This is a genomic window from Achromobacter insuavis, from assembly GCF_902859645.1.
In the GTDB taxonomy this organism is placed as follows: domain Bacteria; phylum Pseudomonadota; class Gammaproteobacteria; order Burkholderiales; family Burkholderiaceae_B; genus Achromobacter; species Achromobacter insuavis.
This window is the reverse complement of record NZ_CADIJR010000108.1, coordinates 1-15,606: the sequence shown is the minus strand read 5'-3', so window position 1 is coordinate 15,606 and position 15,606 is coordinate 1. Positions and strand designations below refer to the sequence as shown.

15 protein-coding genes are annotated in these 15,606 nt (G+C 68.9%); 13 read left to right on the top strand and 2 right to left on the bottom strand.

The annotated features are described in order from the left end of the window. Window positions 1–1,087 precede the first annotated feature (1,087 nt). The 3 genes from thpR (at window position 1,088) to H0523_RS29395 (ending at window position 3,679) form a co-directional block, all read left to right on the top strand. Window positions 1,088–1,618, top strand: coding sequence for an RNA 2',3'-cyclic phosphodiesterase (gene thpR, locus H0523_RS29405; RefSeq protein ID WP_054460573.1), 531 nt, complete (start codon window positions 1,088–1,090; stop codon window positions 1,616–1,618). Window positions 1,619–1,674: 56 nt separating this feature from the next. Then, complete coding sequence (locus H0523_RS29400) at window positions 1,675–2,238, top strand: 5'-3'-deoxyribonucleotidase (protein ID WP_054429425.1); 564 nt, start codon at window positions 1,675–1,677, stop codon at window positions 2,236–2,238. 103 nt (window positions 2,239–2,341) lie between these two features. Further along, on the top strand, window positions 2,342–3,679 hold the full coding sequence (locus tag H0523_RS29395) for an NAD(P)H-dependent oxidoreductase (protein ID WP_054429424.1): 1,338 nt from the start codon (window positions 2,342–2,344) through the stop codon (window positions 3,677–3,679). A gap of 98 nt (window positions 3,680–3,777) precedes the next feature. Here the strand turns inward: H0523_RS29395 and H0523_RS29390 are convergent, their stop codons facing one another. Both H0523_RS29390 and H0523_RS29385 read right to left on the bottom strand, forming a co-directional pair. Continuing rightward, on the bottom strand, window positions 3,778–4,539 hold the full coding sequence (locus H0523_RS29390; protein WP_054429423.1) for a FadR/GntR family transcriptional regulator: 762 nt from the start codon (window positions 4,537–4,539) through the stop codon (window positions 3,778–3,780). A gap of 134 nt (window positions 4,540–4,673) precedes the next feature. Further along, window positions 4,674–5,411 (bottom strand): SDR family NAD(P)-dependent oxidoreductase, encoded by a 738-nt coding sequence (locus H0523_RS29385; protein WP_049076567.1) that lies wholly within the window; start codon window positions 5,409–5,411, stop codon window positions 4,674–4,676. 238 nt (window positions 5,412–5,649) lie between these two features. Here H0523_RS29385 and H0523_RS29380 point away from each other — a divergent pair, with 238 nt between their 5' ends. The 10 genes from H0523_RS29380 to H0523_RS29335 all read left to right on the top strand — a co-directional run. Further along, entirely contained in the window at window positions 5,650–6,450 is an 801-nt protein-coding gene (locus H0523_RS29380; protein WP_054429422.1) for a shikimate dehydrogenase family protein, read from the top strand. Window positions 6,451–6,505: 55 nt separating this feature from the next. After that, complete coding sequence (locus tag H0523_RS29375) at window positions 6,506–7,741, top strand: branched-chain amino acid ABC transporter substrate-binding protein (protein ID WP_054429421.1); 1,236 nt, start codon at window positions 6,506–6,508, stop codon at window positions 7,739–7,741. Between the two features lie 136 nt (window positions 7,742–7,877). Further along, window positions 7,878–8,819, top strand: a complete 942-nt coding sequence (locus tag H0523_RS29370) for a branched-chain amino acid ABC transporter permease (RefSeq protein WP_006386228.1) — start codon at window positions 7,878–7,880, stop codon at window positions 8,817–8,819. After that, entirely contained in the window at window positions 8,816–10,096 is a 1,281-nt protein-coding gene (locus H0523_RS29365; RefSeq protein ID WP_054429420.1) for a branched-chain amino acid ABC transporter permease, read from the top strand. Before H0523_RS29370 ends, H0523_RS29365 begins: the two co-directional genes overlap by 4 nt. Further along, window positions 10,093–10,845, top strand: coding sequence for an ABC transporter ATP-binding protein (locus H0523_RS29360; RefSeq protein ID WP_054429419.1), 753 nt, complete (start codon window positions 10,093–10,095; stop codon window positions 10,843–10,845). Before H0523_RS29365 ends, H0523_RS29360 begins: the two co-directional genes overlap by 4 nt. Further along, on the top strand, window positions 10,842–11,561 hold the full coding sequence (locus H0523_RS29355) for an ABC transporter ATP-binding protein (RefSeq protein WP_054429418.1): 720 nt from the start codon (window positions 10,842–10,844) through the stop codon (window positions 11,559–11,561). Before H0523_RS29360 ends, H0523_RS29355 begins: the two co-directional genes overlap by 4 nt. A 28-nt stretch (window positions 11,562–11,589) precedes the next feature. Next, window positions 11,590–12,378, top strand: a complete 789-nt coding sequence (locus H0523_RS29350) for an SDR family NAD(P)-dependent oxidoreductase (RefSeq protein WP_054429417.1) — start codon at window positions 11,590–11,592, stop codon at window positions 12,376–12,378. Window positions 12,379–12,414: 36 nt separating this feature from the next. Continuing rightward, window positions 12,415–14,598, top strand: a complete 2,184-nt coding sequence (locus tag H0523_RS29345) for an alpha-ketoacid dehydrogenase subunit alpha/beta (protein WP_054429416.1) — start codon at window positions 12,415–12,417, stop codon at window positions 14,596–14,598. Beyond that, window positions 14,595–15,086 (top strand): VOC family protein, encoded by a 492-nt coding sequence (locus H0523_RS29340; RefSeq protein ID WP_054429415.1) that lies wholly within the window; start codon window positions 14,595–14,597, stop codon window positions 15,084–15,086. Before H0523_RS29345 ends, H0523_RS29340 begins: the two co-directional genes overlap by 4 nt. A gap of 12 nt (window positions 15,087–15,098) precedes the next feature. Continuing rightward, a partial coding sequence (locus H0523_RS29335) for a biotin/lipoyl-containing protein (RefSeq protein ID WP_306670218.1) occupies window positions 15,099–15,606 on the top strand: 508 nt, incomplete at its 3' end.

Sequence of the window (15,606 nt, the reverse complement as noted above, 5' to 3'; positions counted from 1 at the left end):
CGGGGTCTGGCGCACCGGGCAAGCCTTCGATCCCGGGAGGTTGAACCTGAAAACAGCTTGATCCGGACCATAGAATCTCGTTGCCGCCTACGGCGGCTGCCTTCGGATTCCCTCGGGCGCATCGAGGTTGCCCGCCACCGGGTCCGCCTGCCCGAGGGGCTACGGATTTCGAGGCTTGTCGCGCTGCTAGATCTGTGTGCAGGGCATGGAACCTGCAGGGCTGCCCATCGCGACCGCGCGGGCGGTCACGATGGGCGTCTGGGCAGTTGAAAGTGGGGCGGGTGCGCTGCGCGCGGGTGACGAGCGGTTTTCTAATGGTGCCGCACGTCGTGGGGGAGGGGCGGTGGTGGTCGGCGCGGCGGAAGGCGCGTTGCGCGTGACGAACCTCTCGCGCCGACCACAAACAGTCGGGGTACCGACACGCTTTCAATCGCAAGCGGTTCCGCTGTTGCCACACGCGCGAGCGTCATCGCTCAGACGCAAGACACCGCGTAAGCCGCAAAAGGCCGCCCGCGCGGCCGGTTTGCGGCGGGCCCCGCCCCACCACTCCTCACAAGCGCGCAGCGGCATCCCCAACCGCAAGACCTCGCGGATGCCCTCCGATGGCCGCCCGCGCGGCCGAGGAAGGGCGACCACCGCAAGATCTTCCAATCCGCGCCAGCCCCACATAAGAACACCAGCACCATCACCCACACGCGAGAGCGTCATCGCTCAGACGCAAGACACCGCGTAAGTTCTAAGAGGCCGCCCGGGCGGCCTCTTAGAACGGGCCCCGTAAATCTCTCCCCCCCGCTCTGACGTTGCATCAACACGCCAAGCACACAGCTCGCCCCAAAGCCCGTGAGTAAGTCTCATCGCGAGCGCGTGGCGGGGTCGGTGGGGGATGGCGGGGCGTGTAGATGCGCCCGAGGGAAACCGTAGGGAGCCGAAGGCGGACGAGGTTGACGAAGGGGAAGTCCGGAGCGAACGCTCCGGACCGCAATCGTAGCCCCGCCATCCCCCACCGACCCCGCCACGCGCCCCTCAAGAACTCAAACACACCGCAACAACAACAACAACAACAACAACAACAACCTACAATCCCCAAATGCCCCCCACCCGCCTCTTCTACGCCCTCTGGCCCGCGCCTGCCCTGGCCGACACCCTGGCAACCTGGGCCACCCAGGCCCGACCACACAGCCAAGGCCGCCCCATGCGCACCGAAACCCTGCACATGACGCTCGCCTTCCTGGGATCCGTAGAAAAGGAAATCGCCGACGAGCTCATCGACGCCACGCCCTACCATCGCCTGCAGCCCGGCACCGTCACCCTCGACCGCTACGGCGTCTTCACCCGCCCCGGCATCCTGTGGGCCGGCCCCGAACGCACCCCGGATTCGCTGCAGGCCAGCCATGATGGCCTGTGGCTGTGGCTGTCCGCCTTCGGCTTCGTCCCGCCGGCCCAGCCGTTCCGCCCCCACGTCACGCTGCTGCGCAACATCGAGCGCAACGACCCGCCCGCCGACGCGCCGCCGCCGCTGACCTGGCACTACGACCGCATGGTGCTTGTGGCATCCGAATCCACCGACGGCGGCAGCCGCTACCGCGTCGTCGCCCGCTCGAAACCGCAACCGGGCTGAGGCCACTCGCCGGCGCTCTGGCACAATCGAGCGCGTCGCAACGACTTAGGATCGCCATGATCATCCTGCTCGACCAAGACGGCGTGCTGGCCGATTTCGAACATGCCTTCATCGACGCCTGGCGCGCGCGCCACCCCGACATCGCGCCGGTGGCGTTCGACGATCGAAAATCCTTCTACATCCGCGAAGACTACGCGCCCGAGCTGCGCGGCATGGCCGAGGCCATCTACACCGCGCCCGGCTTCATCCGCGACCTGCCGCCGGTGCCGGGGGCGCTGGACGCCGTGAAGGAACTGCTGGCGCTGGGCATGGACGTGCGCATCTGCACCTCGCCGCTGTCCCAGTTCGAGAACTGCGTCGCCGAGAAATACCTGTGGGTCGAAAAGCACCTGGGCCGCGACGCCACCAACCGGCTGATCCTGACCAAGGACAAGACCCTGGTGCACGGCGACCTGCTGATCGACGACAAGCCGCTCATCCAGGGCGCGGTCAAGCCGCGCTGGAAGCACATCCTGTTCGACGCGCCCTACAACCGCCAGGTCACCGACCGCCCCCGCATCAGCTCCTGGGCCGACTGGCGCAACGTCCTGGCGGGCGAGCTGTATACGGCGGACGAATGACGGCCGGATGACACCCTGACGGGGGATGCCCGGCCCTGTTCAGCGGCCGGGGTTGGGACTATCCTGTGGTGCTGTATCCCCACATCCTGGAGGAGCCCGCACCATGAATCTGCACCGTCTGCTCAAGCAGCGAGAAGCCGACCACAAGCCCTTGCGCGTAGCGCTGCTGGGCGCCGGAAAGTTCGGCGCGATGTTCATGAGCCAGGCTCCCCGCACGCCCGGCATGCGGCTGGTGGCGGTGGCCGACCTGACGCCCGACCGGGCCCGCGCCGCGCTCACCCGGGTCGGCTGGCCCGCCACCGCGCTCAACGCCGCCAGCCCCGGCGACGCCTTGAAGAACGGCAAGGTCTACTTCACCGACGATCCGCACGCCGTCATCGCCAGCCCCGAGGTCGACATCGTCATCGACGCCACCGGCCAGGCGGCCGCGGGCATCGGCCACGTGCTGACCTGCTGCGAGTACGGCAAGCACATCATCATGGTCAACGTCGAGGCCGACGCGCTGGCCGGGCCGCTGCTGGCGCGGCGGGCCAGGGAAGCCGGCATAGTCTATTCGCTGGCCTATGGCGACCAGCCGGCGCTGATCTGCGAAATGGTGGACTGGGCGCGCGCGGCGGGCTTCGAGGTGATGGCGGCCGGCAAGGGCACCAAGTACCTGCCCGAGTTCCACACTTCCACGCCCGACACGGTCTGGCCGTACTACGGCTTCACCGCCGAGATGGTGGCCGCCGGCGACTTCAACGCGCAGATGTTCAACAGCTTCCTGGACGGCACCAAGAGCGCCATCGAGATGGCCGCGGTGTCCAACGCCACCGGCCTGCTGCCCTCGCCGTCCGGCCTGCATTTCCCGCCCTGCGGCGTGGACGACCTGGCCCGCGTGCTGCGCCCGCGCGAGGACGGCGGCATCCTGCATCATCGGGGCCAGGTGGAAGTGATTTCCTCGCTCGAACGCGATGGCCGGCCGGTGTTCCGCGACCTGCGCTGGGGCGTGTACGTGACGCTCGCGGCCGACAGCGATTACGTGCGACGCTGCTTCAAGGAATACGGCCTGGTCACCGACCCCAGCGGCAACTACACCGCCATGTACAAGCCGTATCACCTGATCGGCCTGGAACTGGGCATCAGCGTGGCCAGCGTCGGGCTGCGGCGCGAGCCCACCGGCGCGCCCGCTGGCTGGCACGGCGACGTGGTGGCGACCGCCAAGCGCGACCTGCAGGCCGGGCAGCTGCTGGACGGCGAAGGCGGCTACACGGTGTACGGCCGGCTGATGCCGGCGCGCGACTCGGTCGACGAAGGCTACCTGCCGCTGGGCCTGTCGCACCAGGTCAAGCTCAAGCACCCGGTGCGGCAATCGCAGGCGATCCGCTGGCGCGACGTGGAGTACGACGAATCTTCCGCCGCCGTGCAGTTCCGGCGCGAAATGGAGCAGACCTTCGCCTGAGCCCGCGCGGCTTCACCGCGAACACGCCCACGCACGGGTAACGGCGCGCGGCGCGGGCTGGCCGCGAGGGCAGCCGCGCCGATCCTTGTCCGCCGCGCTCAGACCGGCGGCGAACGCTCCGCCTGGAACAGACGCAGGCGGTCGGCGGCGTTGCGCAGGTGCTGCTCGGCGGCGCGGCCCGCGGCATCGGAATCGCCGCTTTCGATGGCCGCGAAGATCGCCTGGTGCTCGCTCTGCACCGCCGCCATGCGCTCGGCGTACATGCGCGCCGTGTTGTTGCGGGCGCTGCGGATGACGCGCCGCACATTCGCCTCCAGGTAATCGTTCAGCGCCACCAGGTGCGGGTTGTGCGTGGCCTGCACGATGGCCTGGTGGAACTGGTAGTCCTCTTCGTCGCCCAGCTTGTCGTTGATGAGCGCGTACTCCATGCCGACCAGCGCCTGGCGCATCTTCTTCAGGTCGGGGTCGGTGCGGCGCTGCGCCGCATAGCGCGCGGCGGTGACCTCGATCGACAGCATCAATTCCAGGATGTGTTCCAGGTCCTGGCTGTCGCCCGGCGAGGGCGCGGCGATGCGGAAGGCGTTGCGCTGGAAGTTCGGGTCGACGAAGACCCCGCTGCCCTGCTGCGAGGTGATCAGGCCCTCGGATTTCAGGCGGGCCAGCGCCTCGCGCACCACGGCGCGGCTGACCGAATAGATCTCGGTCAGCTGTTTTTCGGTGGGCAGGCGGTCGCCGGGCGCCAGGGTGCCCTGGCGGATCTGCTCGGCCAGCGCGTCGGCCACGCCCGCCGAGAGCGAGTGTTTGGGCGCGGCGCGTTGCGGGTCGGAGTCCCGCCTGTCCTGTGCTTGATTAGGCTGCATGTGGAATCGTTAAAACGAGGCGGCGGCTCGCGGGGCGGCTGCCTTGGTTATAGGAATTTTCGACGTTTCACTACGGCTGCGCCCTTGAAAATTATAGGATTTTGCCGGAATCGAGGGCGCGGCCGTTTCAGACTTTACGCGATATAGATGCCGCCGTTCACCTGCATCACCTCGCCCGTCACGAAACCGGCCAGCGGCGAGCACAGGAAGGCGATCGCGCCGGCGATTTCCTCGGCGGTGCCGAAGCGCCGCAACGGCGTGCTTTCCAGCAATTGCGCGCCCTTCTGGCCGATCAGGTCGTGCGTCATGGAGGTCGCGATGATGCCCGGCGCCACCGCGTTCACGCGGATCTGCGGCGCCAGCTCCAGCGCCAGGCTGCGGGTGAAGCTCTGCACCGCGCCCTTGGACGCCGAATAGGCCGCGTGCGCGTAGCTGCCGCGCTGCGCCGCCAGCGAGGTCAGCAGCACGATCGAGCCGTTCTGGCGCAGGTGGCGTTGTGCGGCGCGGCAGACATAGAAGGTGCCGTCCAGGTTGACGCCCATGAGCTTCTTCCAGGCCTCGTCGCTGGTGTCCTTGACCAGTTGCTCGGGGTAGATGCCGGCGCAATGCACCAGGTGATCGATGCCGCCGAAATGCTGCGCGGCGCGTTCCAGCACCCGGTCGCAATCGTGCGAGGCGGCCACGTCCAGCGCGTGCACGAACACCCGCTGGCCGCTGGCGTCCAGCTCGGCGGCCACCTCGTCCAGGCGCGCCTTGTCGATGTCGGTCAACACCAGCCGGGCGCCGTGGGCGGCCATCAGCCGCGCGGTCGCCAGACCGATGCCATTGCCCGCGCCGGTGATGGCGACTACCTGTCCTTCGAACGAAATCATGCTGTCTCCAAAACTCTTTTTCGACGGCCCGCGCCCCATCGCCCAGCGCCGCCGGCGATTCGATTGAACCGCCAAATGCATCGCTTGACACGGGAAAAACGCTTGCCCTATGATTTATCGGACAACTTAATAAAGTTGCCTGACAACTTGTGTTGAAAGCGTAAAGCAACTGGCGATTTCAAGCAAGGGCGTCAAGAAAACACGGCCAACGGCCGCATGACAGGCAGGGGACAACCAGGTGGACATCACCGGCAGCACAACCGTATTCGCGATCGCGGCCGACCCGATCGCGCACGTCAAGACGCCCCAGCGGCTCAACGCCCTGCTGCGCGAGCGCGGCATCGACGCCGTCATGGTGCCGTTCCACGTGGCCGCCGCCGGCCTGCCCGGCCTGTTCGCGGGCCTGCGCGGCCTGGCCAACCTGGGCGGCCTGGTGGTCACCGTGCCCCACAAGGAAAGCGCCGCCGCGCTGTGCGACGCGCTGACGCCCGCCGCCGAACTGATCGGCGCCGTCAACGCCGTGCGGGTGCGCGACGGCCACCTCACCGGCGGCAACTTCGACGGCCTGGGCTTCGTCGCCGGCCTGCGCAGCCAGGGGCACGACCCCGCCGGCCGCCACGTCTACCTGGCGGGCCTGGGCGGCGCCGGCAAGGCCATCGCCTGCGCCATCGCCGAGGCCGGCCCGGCCAGCCTGCGCCTGTACAACCGTTCGTCCGACAAGGCCGAGGCGTTCGCCGAGCGCCTGGCGCGCCACCATCCCGGCCTGGCCATCCACGTGGCCGGCACCCGTCCCGAGTCCTGTGACATCGCCATCAACGCGACCACCCTGGGCCTGGACGACAACGATCCCCTGCCCTTCCAGCTGGATGCCCTGGCGCCCGCCGCCGTGGTGGCCGACGCCGTCATGAGCCGCGTCGACACGCCGTTGCTGCGCGCCGCCGCCGCGCGCGGCTGCCGCACCCATCCCGGCCTCTACATGCTGGAAGGACAACTCACCGAAATTGCCCGCTTCCTGGGCATAGAAGAGCCGCAATCCTGAGCGCGCTTGCTTGATTCACGGACCTACCACTCCCGTTCCCACGGAGGAGACACGCATGAAATTGGCTTTCACCACCGGCCTGTTGTGCCTGGCCGGCATTGCCGCATCGGCCCAGGCCGCGCCCGTCAAGATCGGCCTGATCGAGACGCTGTCCGGCCCGCAGGCCTCGACCGGCCTGATGTTCCGCGCCGCGGTCAAGTACGAACTGGACCGCATCAACGCCGCCGGCGGCTGGAACGGCCAGCCGCTGGAACTGGTCGAGTTCGACAACCAGGGCGGCCCCGTGGGCGCCTCCGACCGTTTCCGCGCCGCGGCCGCCGAAGGCGTGCAGATCCTGGTGCAGGGCTCGTCGTCGGCCATCTCCGGCCAGCTCACCGAGGACGTGCGCAAGCACAACCTGCGCAACCCGGGCAAGGAAGTCGTGTTCCTGAACGTGGGCGGCGAGGCCCTGGAACTGACCGGCCAGAAGTGCCACTTCTACCACTTCCGCTTCACCACCAACGCCGACCTGCGCGTCAAGGCGCTGGCCTCGGTCATGTCGGCCGACGGCACGCTGGGCAAGCGCGTCTACGCCATCAACCAGAACTACTCCTGGGGCCAGGACATGGAAGGCGCCACCGAGCGCTTCGCCAAGCAGTACGGCTATGAAGTGGTCGGCAAGACGCTGCACGAAGTCAACAAGATCCAGGACTTCGCGCCCTACGTGGCCCGCATCCGCTCGGCCAATCCCGACACCGTCATCACCGGCAACTGGTCCAACGACCTGTTGTTGCTGATGAAGGCGACGCAGTCGGCCGGCCTGAAGGTGCGCTTTGCCACCGTGTTCCTGGACCAGGTCGGCAACCTCGCCAACGCCGGCGACGTGGCGCTGGGCCATTACATCGCCCACCCCTACAACATCGAGGCCGCGGGCGAGGAAGGCGCCAAATTCGCCGAGGACTACAAGGCCAAGACCGGCCACTACCCCAGCTACACCGAGCCGCAGACCGTGATCGGCATCACCTTCCTGGGCGAGGCGCTCAAGCAGGTCAAGCCCAAGGACGGCAAGCTGTCGGTGCCGGACCTGGCGCGGGCGCTGGAGAAGGTCACCTACACCTCGCCGCTGGGCACCTACACCATGCGCGCCGAAGACCACCAGGTGCAGCTGCCGATGGTGGTGTCCAAGGTCGGCAAGAACGCCAAGTACAAGGCCGACGGCACCGATATGGGCTTCGAGGCGGTCAAGGTGCTGTCCGCCGCGGACGTGTCCGCGCCGGTGCAGGCCACCTGCAAGATGGTTCGCCCGGACTGATGACGCGATGGCCGCGGACGGCATGCCGTCCGCGGCCACTCGCCAATAAAACGCTCACCGGCGCGGGGCCGGAAAAAACAGGGCGTGATCGATCGCCAGGCGCCCGGCGCCTGCGCGCAAGGATTTTGGAGCGGACATGGAATACTTTACCGTCTCGCTGTTGAACGGCGTGATTTACGGCCTGCTGCTATTCATGGTGTCGGCAGGCCTGACACTGATCTTCGGAATGATGGGCGTGCTCAACTTCGCGCACGCCTCGTTCTACATGATAGGCGCGTACGCCGCCTATACCCTGACGCCCGTCACCGGGTTCTGGACCGCGCTGGTGCTGGCCACCGTCATCGCCGGCGTGCTCGGCATGGGCGTGGAACGCTTCTTCCTGCGCCGCGTGCACAAGTTCGGCCACGCGCAGGAATTGCTGGTGACCTTCGGCCTGGCGTTCATCGTCGCCGAGCTCATCAAGCTGTTCTACGGCGACTTCCCGGTCGACTACCGCGTGCCGCAGTTCCTGAACTTCGCGGCCTTCCGCGTGTTCGACGCCGACTATCCCTTCTACCGCCTGCTGATGGGCGGCGTGTCTCTGGCGATGTTCGCGGTGATCTACCTGCTGCTGTCGCGCACCCGCGTCGGCATCGTGGTGCGTTCTGCCATCTACCGCCCGCGCATGGCCGAGGCCCTCGGCCACAACGTGCCGCTGGTGTTCATGAGCGTGTTCGGCGTGGGCGCGGCGATGGCCGGCCTGGCCGGCGCGGTCGCCGGCGCGTTCTACACCACCAACCCGAACATGGCGCTGGAACTGGGCGTGCTGGTGTTCGTGGTGGTCGTGGTGGGCGGCCTGGGTTCGCTCGAAGGCGCCATGATCGCCTCGCTGCTGATCGGCCTGATCAGCTCGTTCTCGGTCGGCATCGACGCCAGCCTGGCGACGCTGTTCGGCCTGTTCGGCGCCGGCGAGTGGGCCGAGAGCGTGGGCGGCCTGATGACGGTGAAGATCTCCAGCCTGGCCGCGACCCTGCCCTTCCTGCTGATGCTGGTGGTGCTGCTGGTCAAGCCCTCGGGCCTGAAGGGAGAACAGGCATGAGCCAGGCTCCCGTTTCCTCGCGCCGCGCGCCGGCCGCCCTGTTGCTGCTGGCCTGCGTGGCCGCGCTGTGCGCGCTGCCCTGGCTGCTGCCGCCGGGCCAGCTGGTCGCGGCGGTGCAGATGCTGATCGCGGCGCTGTTCGCCTGCGCCTTCAACCTGCTGGCCGGCCAGGGCGGCATGCTGTCCTTCGGCCACGCCGCCTACTTCGGCGTCGGCACCTTCGCCACCATCCACGCCATGAACGCGCTGGGCGGCGCGGGCCTCCTGCCGACGCCGCTGATGCCGCTGGCCGGCGGCGTGGCCGGCCTGCTGTTCGGGCTGGTCGCGGGCTGGTTCGCCACCATGCGCGCCGGCGTGTACTTCTCGATGATCACGCTGGCGCTGGCCGAGCTGCTGCACGCGCTGGCGCCGCACCTGAAGGGCGTGTTCGGCGGCGAAGCCGGGCTGTCCGCCATGCGCATGCCGGCCTGGGGCTTCACCTTCGGCTCGGACATCGAGGTGTACTTCCTGGTGCTGGCCTGGGTGCTGGTGTCGCTGGCCGCGCTGTATGGCCTGACCCGCACGCCGCTGGGCCGGCTGACGCTGGGCCTGCGCGAAAACGCCAACCGCCTGCGCTACCTGGGCTACCGGCCGCACACGCTCAAGACCATGGTGTTCGCGCTGTCGGCCATGTTCGCCGGCATCGCCGGCGGCCTCCAGGCCCTGAACATCGAAGCCGGCAACTACGTGCTGTTCGAGGTCAAGCTGTCGACCGACGCGGTGCTGTTCGCCTACATCGGCGGCGTCAACGCCTTCCTCGGCCCGGTGCTGGGCGCGTCGATCCTGACCTTCCTGTCGCAGACGCTGGCCGACATCACCCGTTCCTGGCTGCTGTACCAGGGCATCCTGTTCGTGCTGGTGATGCTGTTCGTGCCGGACGGCCTGGTCGGCCTGGTGCAGCGCGCCGCCAAGTCGCTGCGCCAGCGCGGCCTGGCCGACTGGCTGCCGCGCGCCGCGGTGTCCGTCGCCGGCGGCCTGCTGCTGACCGGCGCCACGGTGTTCTCGGTGGAACTGCTGCAACGCATGTTCGCGCGCGACTACCGCTCGCTGCTGGCGATGAACCCCGATGCCGGCTGGCCCGCCATTTCCCTGTTCGGCCACGACTGGGCGCCGCTGGCGCTGTCGACCTGGCTGCTGCCGCTGGCGCTGTTCGCGGGCGGCCTCCTGGCCTGCCGCTGGGCGCTGGTCCTGTGGCGCGGCGAGGCCGACGCCGCGCCCGTGCTGGAGACCGCAAAATGAGCCACGAGATCCTGACCCTGACCGACGTGCGCAAGTCCTTCGGCGACGCGCAGATCATCCGCGGCGTCAACCTGAAGGTCGAGGCCGGCGAACGCCATGCCGTCATCGGCCCCAACGGCGCCGGCAAGTCCACGCTGTTCCACCTGATGTCGGGCTCGTTCGCGCCGACCTCGGGCGACATCAGCCTGCGCTCGCGCCCGATCGGCGGCCTGCCGCCCGAGCGCATCAACCGCCTTGGCCTGGCGCGTTCGTTCCAGATCACCAACGTGTTCCCGCGCCTGTCGGTGCGCGAGAACCTGCGGCTGGCGGTGCTGCGCATGCACGGCCTGGTCTACAACTTCTGGCGCCCCATCGCGCGCCACCGCGCCGTCAACGAGAACGTCGACCAGCTGCTGGAGAAAGTGCGCCTGGCCGCCAAGCAGCATACCGCCGCGGGCGACCTGAACTACTCCGAGCAGCGCTCGCTGGAAATCGGCATGACGCTGGCCTCGCGGCCCAAGGTGATCCTGCTGGACGAGCCGATGGCCGGCATGTCGCAGCACGAGGTCGACTACACCGTCGAACTCATCAAGGACGTGACGCGCGACTGCACCCTGCTGATCGTCGAGCACGACATGCAGGTGGTGTTCTCGCTGGCCGACCGCATCAGCGTGCTGGTGTACGGCGAGATCCTGGCCACCGGCACGCCCGCCGACATCCGCGGCGACGCCCGCGTGCGCGAAGCCTATCTGGGAGAGGAAACGGTATGAGCATGCAATCCCCCCTGCTGGCCCTGCAAGGCGTGCACGCGCACTACGGCAAGAGCCACATCCTGCACGGCATCGACCTGACGGTGGGCCGCGGCGAGGTGGTCAGCCTGCTGGGCCGCAACGGCGCCGGCCGCTCCACCACCATGAAGAGCATCATGGGGCTGGTGGACGTGACGGGCGGCCGCATCGCCATCGAAGGCCGCGACATCACCAACAAGCGGCCTTTCGAGATCGCCCGCGCCGGACTGGGTTTCGTGCCGGAAGAGCGCGAGGTGTTCGCCAACCTGACGGTGGACGAGAACCTGCGCATGGGCGAACAGCCCGCCCGGCCCGACGCCCCGGCCTGGACCATCGAACAGATGTTCGGCTATTTCCCGCGCCTGAAGGAACGCCGCAATACCCGCGCCGGCAACCTGTCCGGCGGCGAACAGCAGATGCTGACCATGTGCCGTTCGCTCCTGGGCAACCCCAAGGTCATGCTGATCGACGAACCCACCGAGGGCCTGGCGCCCAAGATCGTCGAAGTGATCGCCGACGTGATCCGCGACATCCACCAGCGCGGCGTGTCGGTGGTGCTGGTCGAGCAGAAGCTGACCATCGCATTGAAAGTGTCCACGCGCGTCAGCGTGATGGGCCATGGCCGCATCGTTTTCGAAGGACCGCCCGCGCAACTGCATGAGCGCCAGGACGTGGTCCAGGAATGGCTGGCGGTCTGACCGCGGCCCTATCTGTAGAGGCAAGCACTTGGACAATACCCCTGAAGTACGCCACGCCGATCTGCGCGGCAAGAACGTGGTGATCACCGGCGGCGCCAAAGGCATCGGCTACGCCACGGCCGAGGCGTTCGTGCGCCAGGGCGCGCGGGTGGCGCTGCTGGACATGGATCCGGTAGCGCTGGACGCGGCCGTGGCCGGGCTGCGCGCGGCCGGCGGCGAGGCCCTGGCCGCGCAGGCCTCGGTCACCGACGCCGACGCCGTCGAACGCGCCTTCGCCCAGGTCGAGCAGGCCTGGGGCGGCATCGATGTGCTGGTCAACAACGCCGGCATCTCGGCCAACAAGCCGTCGCTGGACGTCACGCCCGAGGAATGGCGCCGCGCCGTCGACATCAACCTGACTGGCGTGTTCCTGTGCGCCCAGGCCGCCGGCCGCCGCATGGTGCCCAAGGGCGAGGGCTGCATCATCAACCTGGCCTCGATGTACGGCGTGGTGGCCGCGCCCGACCGCGCCGCCTATTGCGCCACCAAGGGCGCGGTGGTGCTGCTGACCGAGACCCTGGCGGTGGAATGGGGCCCGGCGGGCGTGCGCGTGAACGCGCTGGCGCCCGGCTACGTCGAGACCGACCTGGTGCGCGACCTGGCCGCGCGCGGCCGCCTCGACCCCGAACGCCTCAAGCAGCGCACGCCGCTGCGGCGCCTGGCGCAGCCGGCCGAAATGGCCGACCTGGCGGTGTTCCTGGCATCCAGCCAGGCCGCCTACATCACCGGACACACCCTGGTGGCCGATGGCGGCTGGAGCCGCTACAGCTACCTCTGACGCATCGACGCTTACCTACATTCTGGAGATTCACTCATGGCCACCTACCAACCGCTTGGTTCCCAGGCGCCCTGGCGGCAACTCACGGTCGAGGCCTCGGACTGGCAGCAGGCCGACCCGGCGCTGCTGGCCACCATGCTGACGCAGCTGCACTGGATCCGCGCTTTCGAGGAAGCGGTGCTGGACCTGGCCGCCGAAGGCCTGGTGCACGGCCCGGCCCACTCGTCGGTGGGCCAGGAAGGCGGCGCAGTCGGCTCGGTGCTGGCGCTGGGCGCCGGCGACCAGATCAACGGCTCGCACCGCGGCCACCACCAGTTCCTGGCCAAGGCCCTGCAACACGTGGCGCCGCTGGGCCTGGACCCGCGCAACCCGCTCACGCCCGCTATCGATGAAGTGCTGCACAAGACGCTGGCCGAGATCATGGGCCTGGCGCAAGGCTACTGCCGCGGCCGTGGCGGCAGCATGCACCTGCGCTGGCTGGAAGCGGGCGCGCTCGGCACCAACGCCATCGTCGGCGGCGGCGTGCCGCTGGCGGCCGGCGCGGCCTGGGCCCACCACCACGCCGGCACCGACCGCGTGGCGGTGACGTACTTCGGCGACGGCGCCGTCAACATCGGCTCGGTGCTCGAGACGATGAACCTGACCGCCGCGTGGAAGACCCCGTTGTGCTTCTTCATCGAGAACAACCGCTACGCCGTGTCCACCACGGTCGAGGAATCGACCGCCGAGCCGCGCCTGTCGGCCCGTGGCCAGGCCTTCAACATCCCGGCCTGGCAGGTCGACGGCATGGATCCGCTGGCCGTGCACCTGGCCATGTCGGAAGCCGTGGCGCACATGCGCGCCGGCAACGGCCCCACCATCATCGAAGTGGACGTCTACCGCTTCTTCCACCAGAACGGCCCCTTCCCCGGCAGCGCCTTCGGCTACCGCAGCAAGGAAGAGGAGGCGCAATGGCGCCGCCGCGATCCGCTCGACAAGATCGCCGCCGAGATGATCGGCCGCCAGCTGATCACCCAGGCCGAGGTCGACGCCCTGCGCCAGCGCTGCAAGGACGTGATGAAGGACGTGTCGGGCCGCCTGACCGAGGCCGCCGACGGCGGCAAGCGCCGCGTGCGCGCCGACCTGTGGCCGCGCCCCGACTTCCGCGACGTGGGCCTGCGCAGCGACGGCTCGGAACTGGCCGGCCTGCGCTACCAGGACGCCGCCGACTACGCCGGCGCCCGCGCCGAGCGCAAGTTCGTGGACGCGGTGGCCGATGTGCTCGACCGCCGCATGGAGACCGACCCGGGCGTGGTGGTGCTGGGCGAGGACGTGCACCGCCTGAAGGGCGGCACCAACGGCGCCACGCGCGGCCTGAAGGACAAGTACCCCGATCGCGTGCTGGGCACGCCGATCTCCGAGAACGCCTTCGCCGGCCTGGGCGGCGGCCTGGCCATGGACGGCCGCTACAAGCCGGTGGTGGAATTCATGTACCCCGACTTCATGTGGGTCGCGGCCGACCAGATCTTCAACCAGATCGGCAAGGCCCGCCACATGTTCGGCGGCGACATCGACGTGCCGTTCGTGCTGCGCACCAAGGTCGCGATGGGCACGGGCTACGGCTCGCAGCACTCGATGGACCCGGCCGGCGTCTTCGCCACGGCCCCGGGCTGGCGCATCGTCGCGCCGTCCACGCCGTACGAGTACATCGGCCTGATGAACACCGCGCTGGCTTCCAAGGACCCGGTGCTGGTGATCGAGCACGTGGATCTCTACGCCTCGTCGGGCGAGGTCCCCGAGGGCGACCTGGACTACGCCATTCCGTTCGGCAAGGCGCGCGTGCGCCGCGGCGGTTCCAAGGTCACGGTGCTGACCTACCTGTCGATGGTCAGCCGCGCGCTCAAGGCCGCCGAAGAGACCGGCGTCGACGCGGAAGTGATCGACCTGCGCACGCTGGACCGCGCCAGCCTGGACTGGGACACCATCGGCGCCAGCATCCAGAAGACCAACAACGTGCTGATCGTCGAACAGGGCGCGCGCGGCACCTCGTACGGCGCCATGCTGGCCGACGAGATCCAGCGCCGCTACTTCGACTGGCTCGACCAGCCGGTCAAGCGCGTCACCGGCGGCGAGGCCTCGCCCAGCATCTCCAAGGTGCTGGAACGCGCGGCCTTCGCCGACACGGAAGAAGTCATCGCCGGCCTGAACGACGTGCTGGCCGACCTGGGAGAACGCGCATGAGCGCCGCCCTGCGCATGAGCGTGCCGATGGAAGTCGGCATTTGCTGCGCCGACCTGGACGCGCAGCTGGCGTTCTACACCGAAGTGGTCGGCCTGGCCCTGGTGAACCGCGTCAGCGTGCCGGCCGACAAGGCCCGCGCCACCGGCCTGACGCAGCATGGCTACGACGTGGCGCGCCTGCAGACCTCGTACGGCGAGCGCATCAAGCTGCTGCAACCGGCCGTGGCGCCGGAGCCGGCGGTGCGCGGCGGCGCCATCCTGGACCGCCAGGGCAACGCCTACCTGACCTTCATCGTGCAGGACCTGGCCGGCACCGTCGAGCGCCTGCGGGCGCGCGGCGTGGCCTTCGACAGCGATCCGGCGCCGATGGAAGTGCGGCCCGGCACCTGGCTGGCCTTCTTCCGCGACCCCGAAGGCAATGTGCTGGAACTGGTCGAATACGACGACCCGGCGGCCTACCGGCCCGACCTGGCCGTGCGCGCAGAATAGGACGAACTACACGTGGCACACCTTATCAAGCTCCCCTCCGTCGCGGCCGATGCCGACGTCGGCACGCTGCACCAATGGCTCAAGCAGGAAGGCGACACGGTCGCCGTGGGCGAGGCGCTGGCGGAAATCGAAACCGAGAAAGCGATCGTCGAGATCAACGCCGAACAGGCGGGCGTGCTCAGCCGCATCGTGGTGCAGGCCGGCCCGGCATCGGTGCCGATCAACACCGTGATCGGCGTGCTGCTGGCGCCGGGCGAAGATGCCAGCGCGATCGAGAAGGCGCTGGCGGAACACGGCGCGGGCGCCGCAGCATCGGCCGCCGCAGCAACGGCTGCCGCAACATCGGCTGCCTCGGCAACGGCTCCCGCAAGCGCTCTCGCTCCGTCCGCGACGGCCGGCGCCGCCGCACCGGCCTCGCCCGACGCCGCCATCGCCCCCGGCACCCGCCGCTTCGCCAGCCCGCTGGCGCGCCGCCTGGCCGCGCAATGGCACGTCAACCTGCTCGAGGTGCAAGGCACCG

Excerpts from the sequence above, each read along its gene's own strand:
- H0523_RS29360 (WP_054429419.1), top strand. The coding sequence starts at position 10,093 with ATGAGCCACGAGATCCTGACCCTGACCGACGTGCGCAAGTCCTTCGGC.
- H0523_RS29390 (WP_054429423.1), bottom strand. The coding sequence starts at position 4,539 with ATGCAGCCTAATCAAGCACAGGACAGGCGGGACTCCGACCCGCAACGC.
- thpR (WP_054460573.1), top strand. The coding sequence starts at position 1,088 with ATGCCCCCCACCCGCCTCTTCTACGCCCTCTGGCCCGCGCCTGCCCTG.
- H0523_RS29395 (WP_054429424.1), top strand. The coding sequence starts at position 2,342 with ATGAATCTGCACCGTCTGCTCAAGCAGCGAGAAGCCGACCACAAGCCC.
- H0523_RS29370 (WP_006386228.1), top strand. The coding sequence starts at position 7,878 with ATGGAATACTTTACCGTCTCGCTGTTGAACGGCGTGATTTACGGCCTG.
- H0523_RS29355 (WP_054429418.1), top strand. The coding sequence starts at position 10,842 with ATGAGCATGCAATCCCCCCTGCTGGCCCTGCAAGGCGTGCACGCGCAC.
- H0523_RS29345 (WP_054429416.1), top strand. The coding sequence starts at position 12,415 with ATGGCCACCTACCAACCGCTTGGTTCCCAGGCGCCCTGGCGGCAACTC.
- H0523_RS29400 (WP_054429425.1), top strand. The coding sequence starts at position 1,675 with ATGATCATCCTGCTCGACCAAGACGGCGTGCTGGCCGATTTCGAACAT.
- H0523_RS29365 (WP_054429420.1), top strand. The coding sequence starts at position 8,816 with ATGAGCCAGGCTCCCGTTTCCTCGCGCCGCGCGCCGGCCGCCCTGTTG.
- H0523_RS29375 (WP_054429421.1), top strand. The coding sequence starts at position 6,506 with ATGAAATTGGCTTTCACCACCGGCCTGTTGTGCCTGGCCGGCATTGCC.
- H0523_RS29385 (WP_049076567.1), bottom strand. The coding sequence starts at position 5,411 with ATGATTTCGTTCGAAGGACAGGTAGTCGCCATCACCGGCGCGGGCAAT.
- H0523_RS29340 (WP_054429415.1), top strand. The coding sequence starts at position 14,595 with ATGAGCGCCGCCCTGCGCATGAGCGTGCCGATGGAAGTCGGCATTTGC.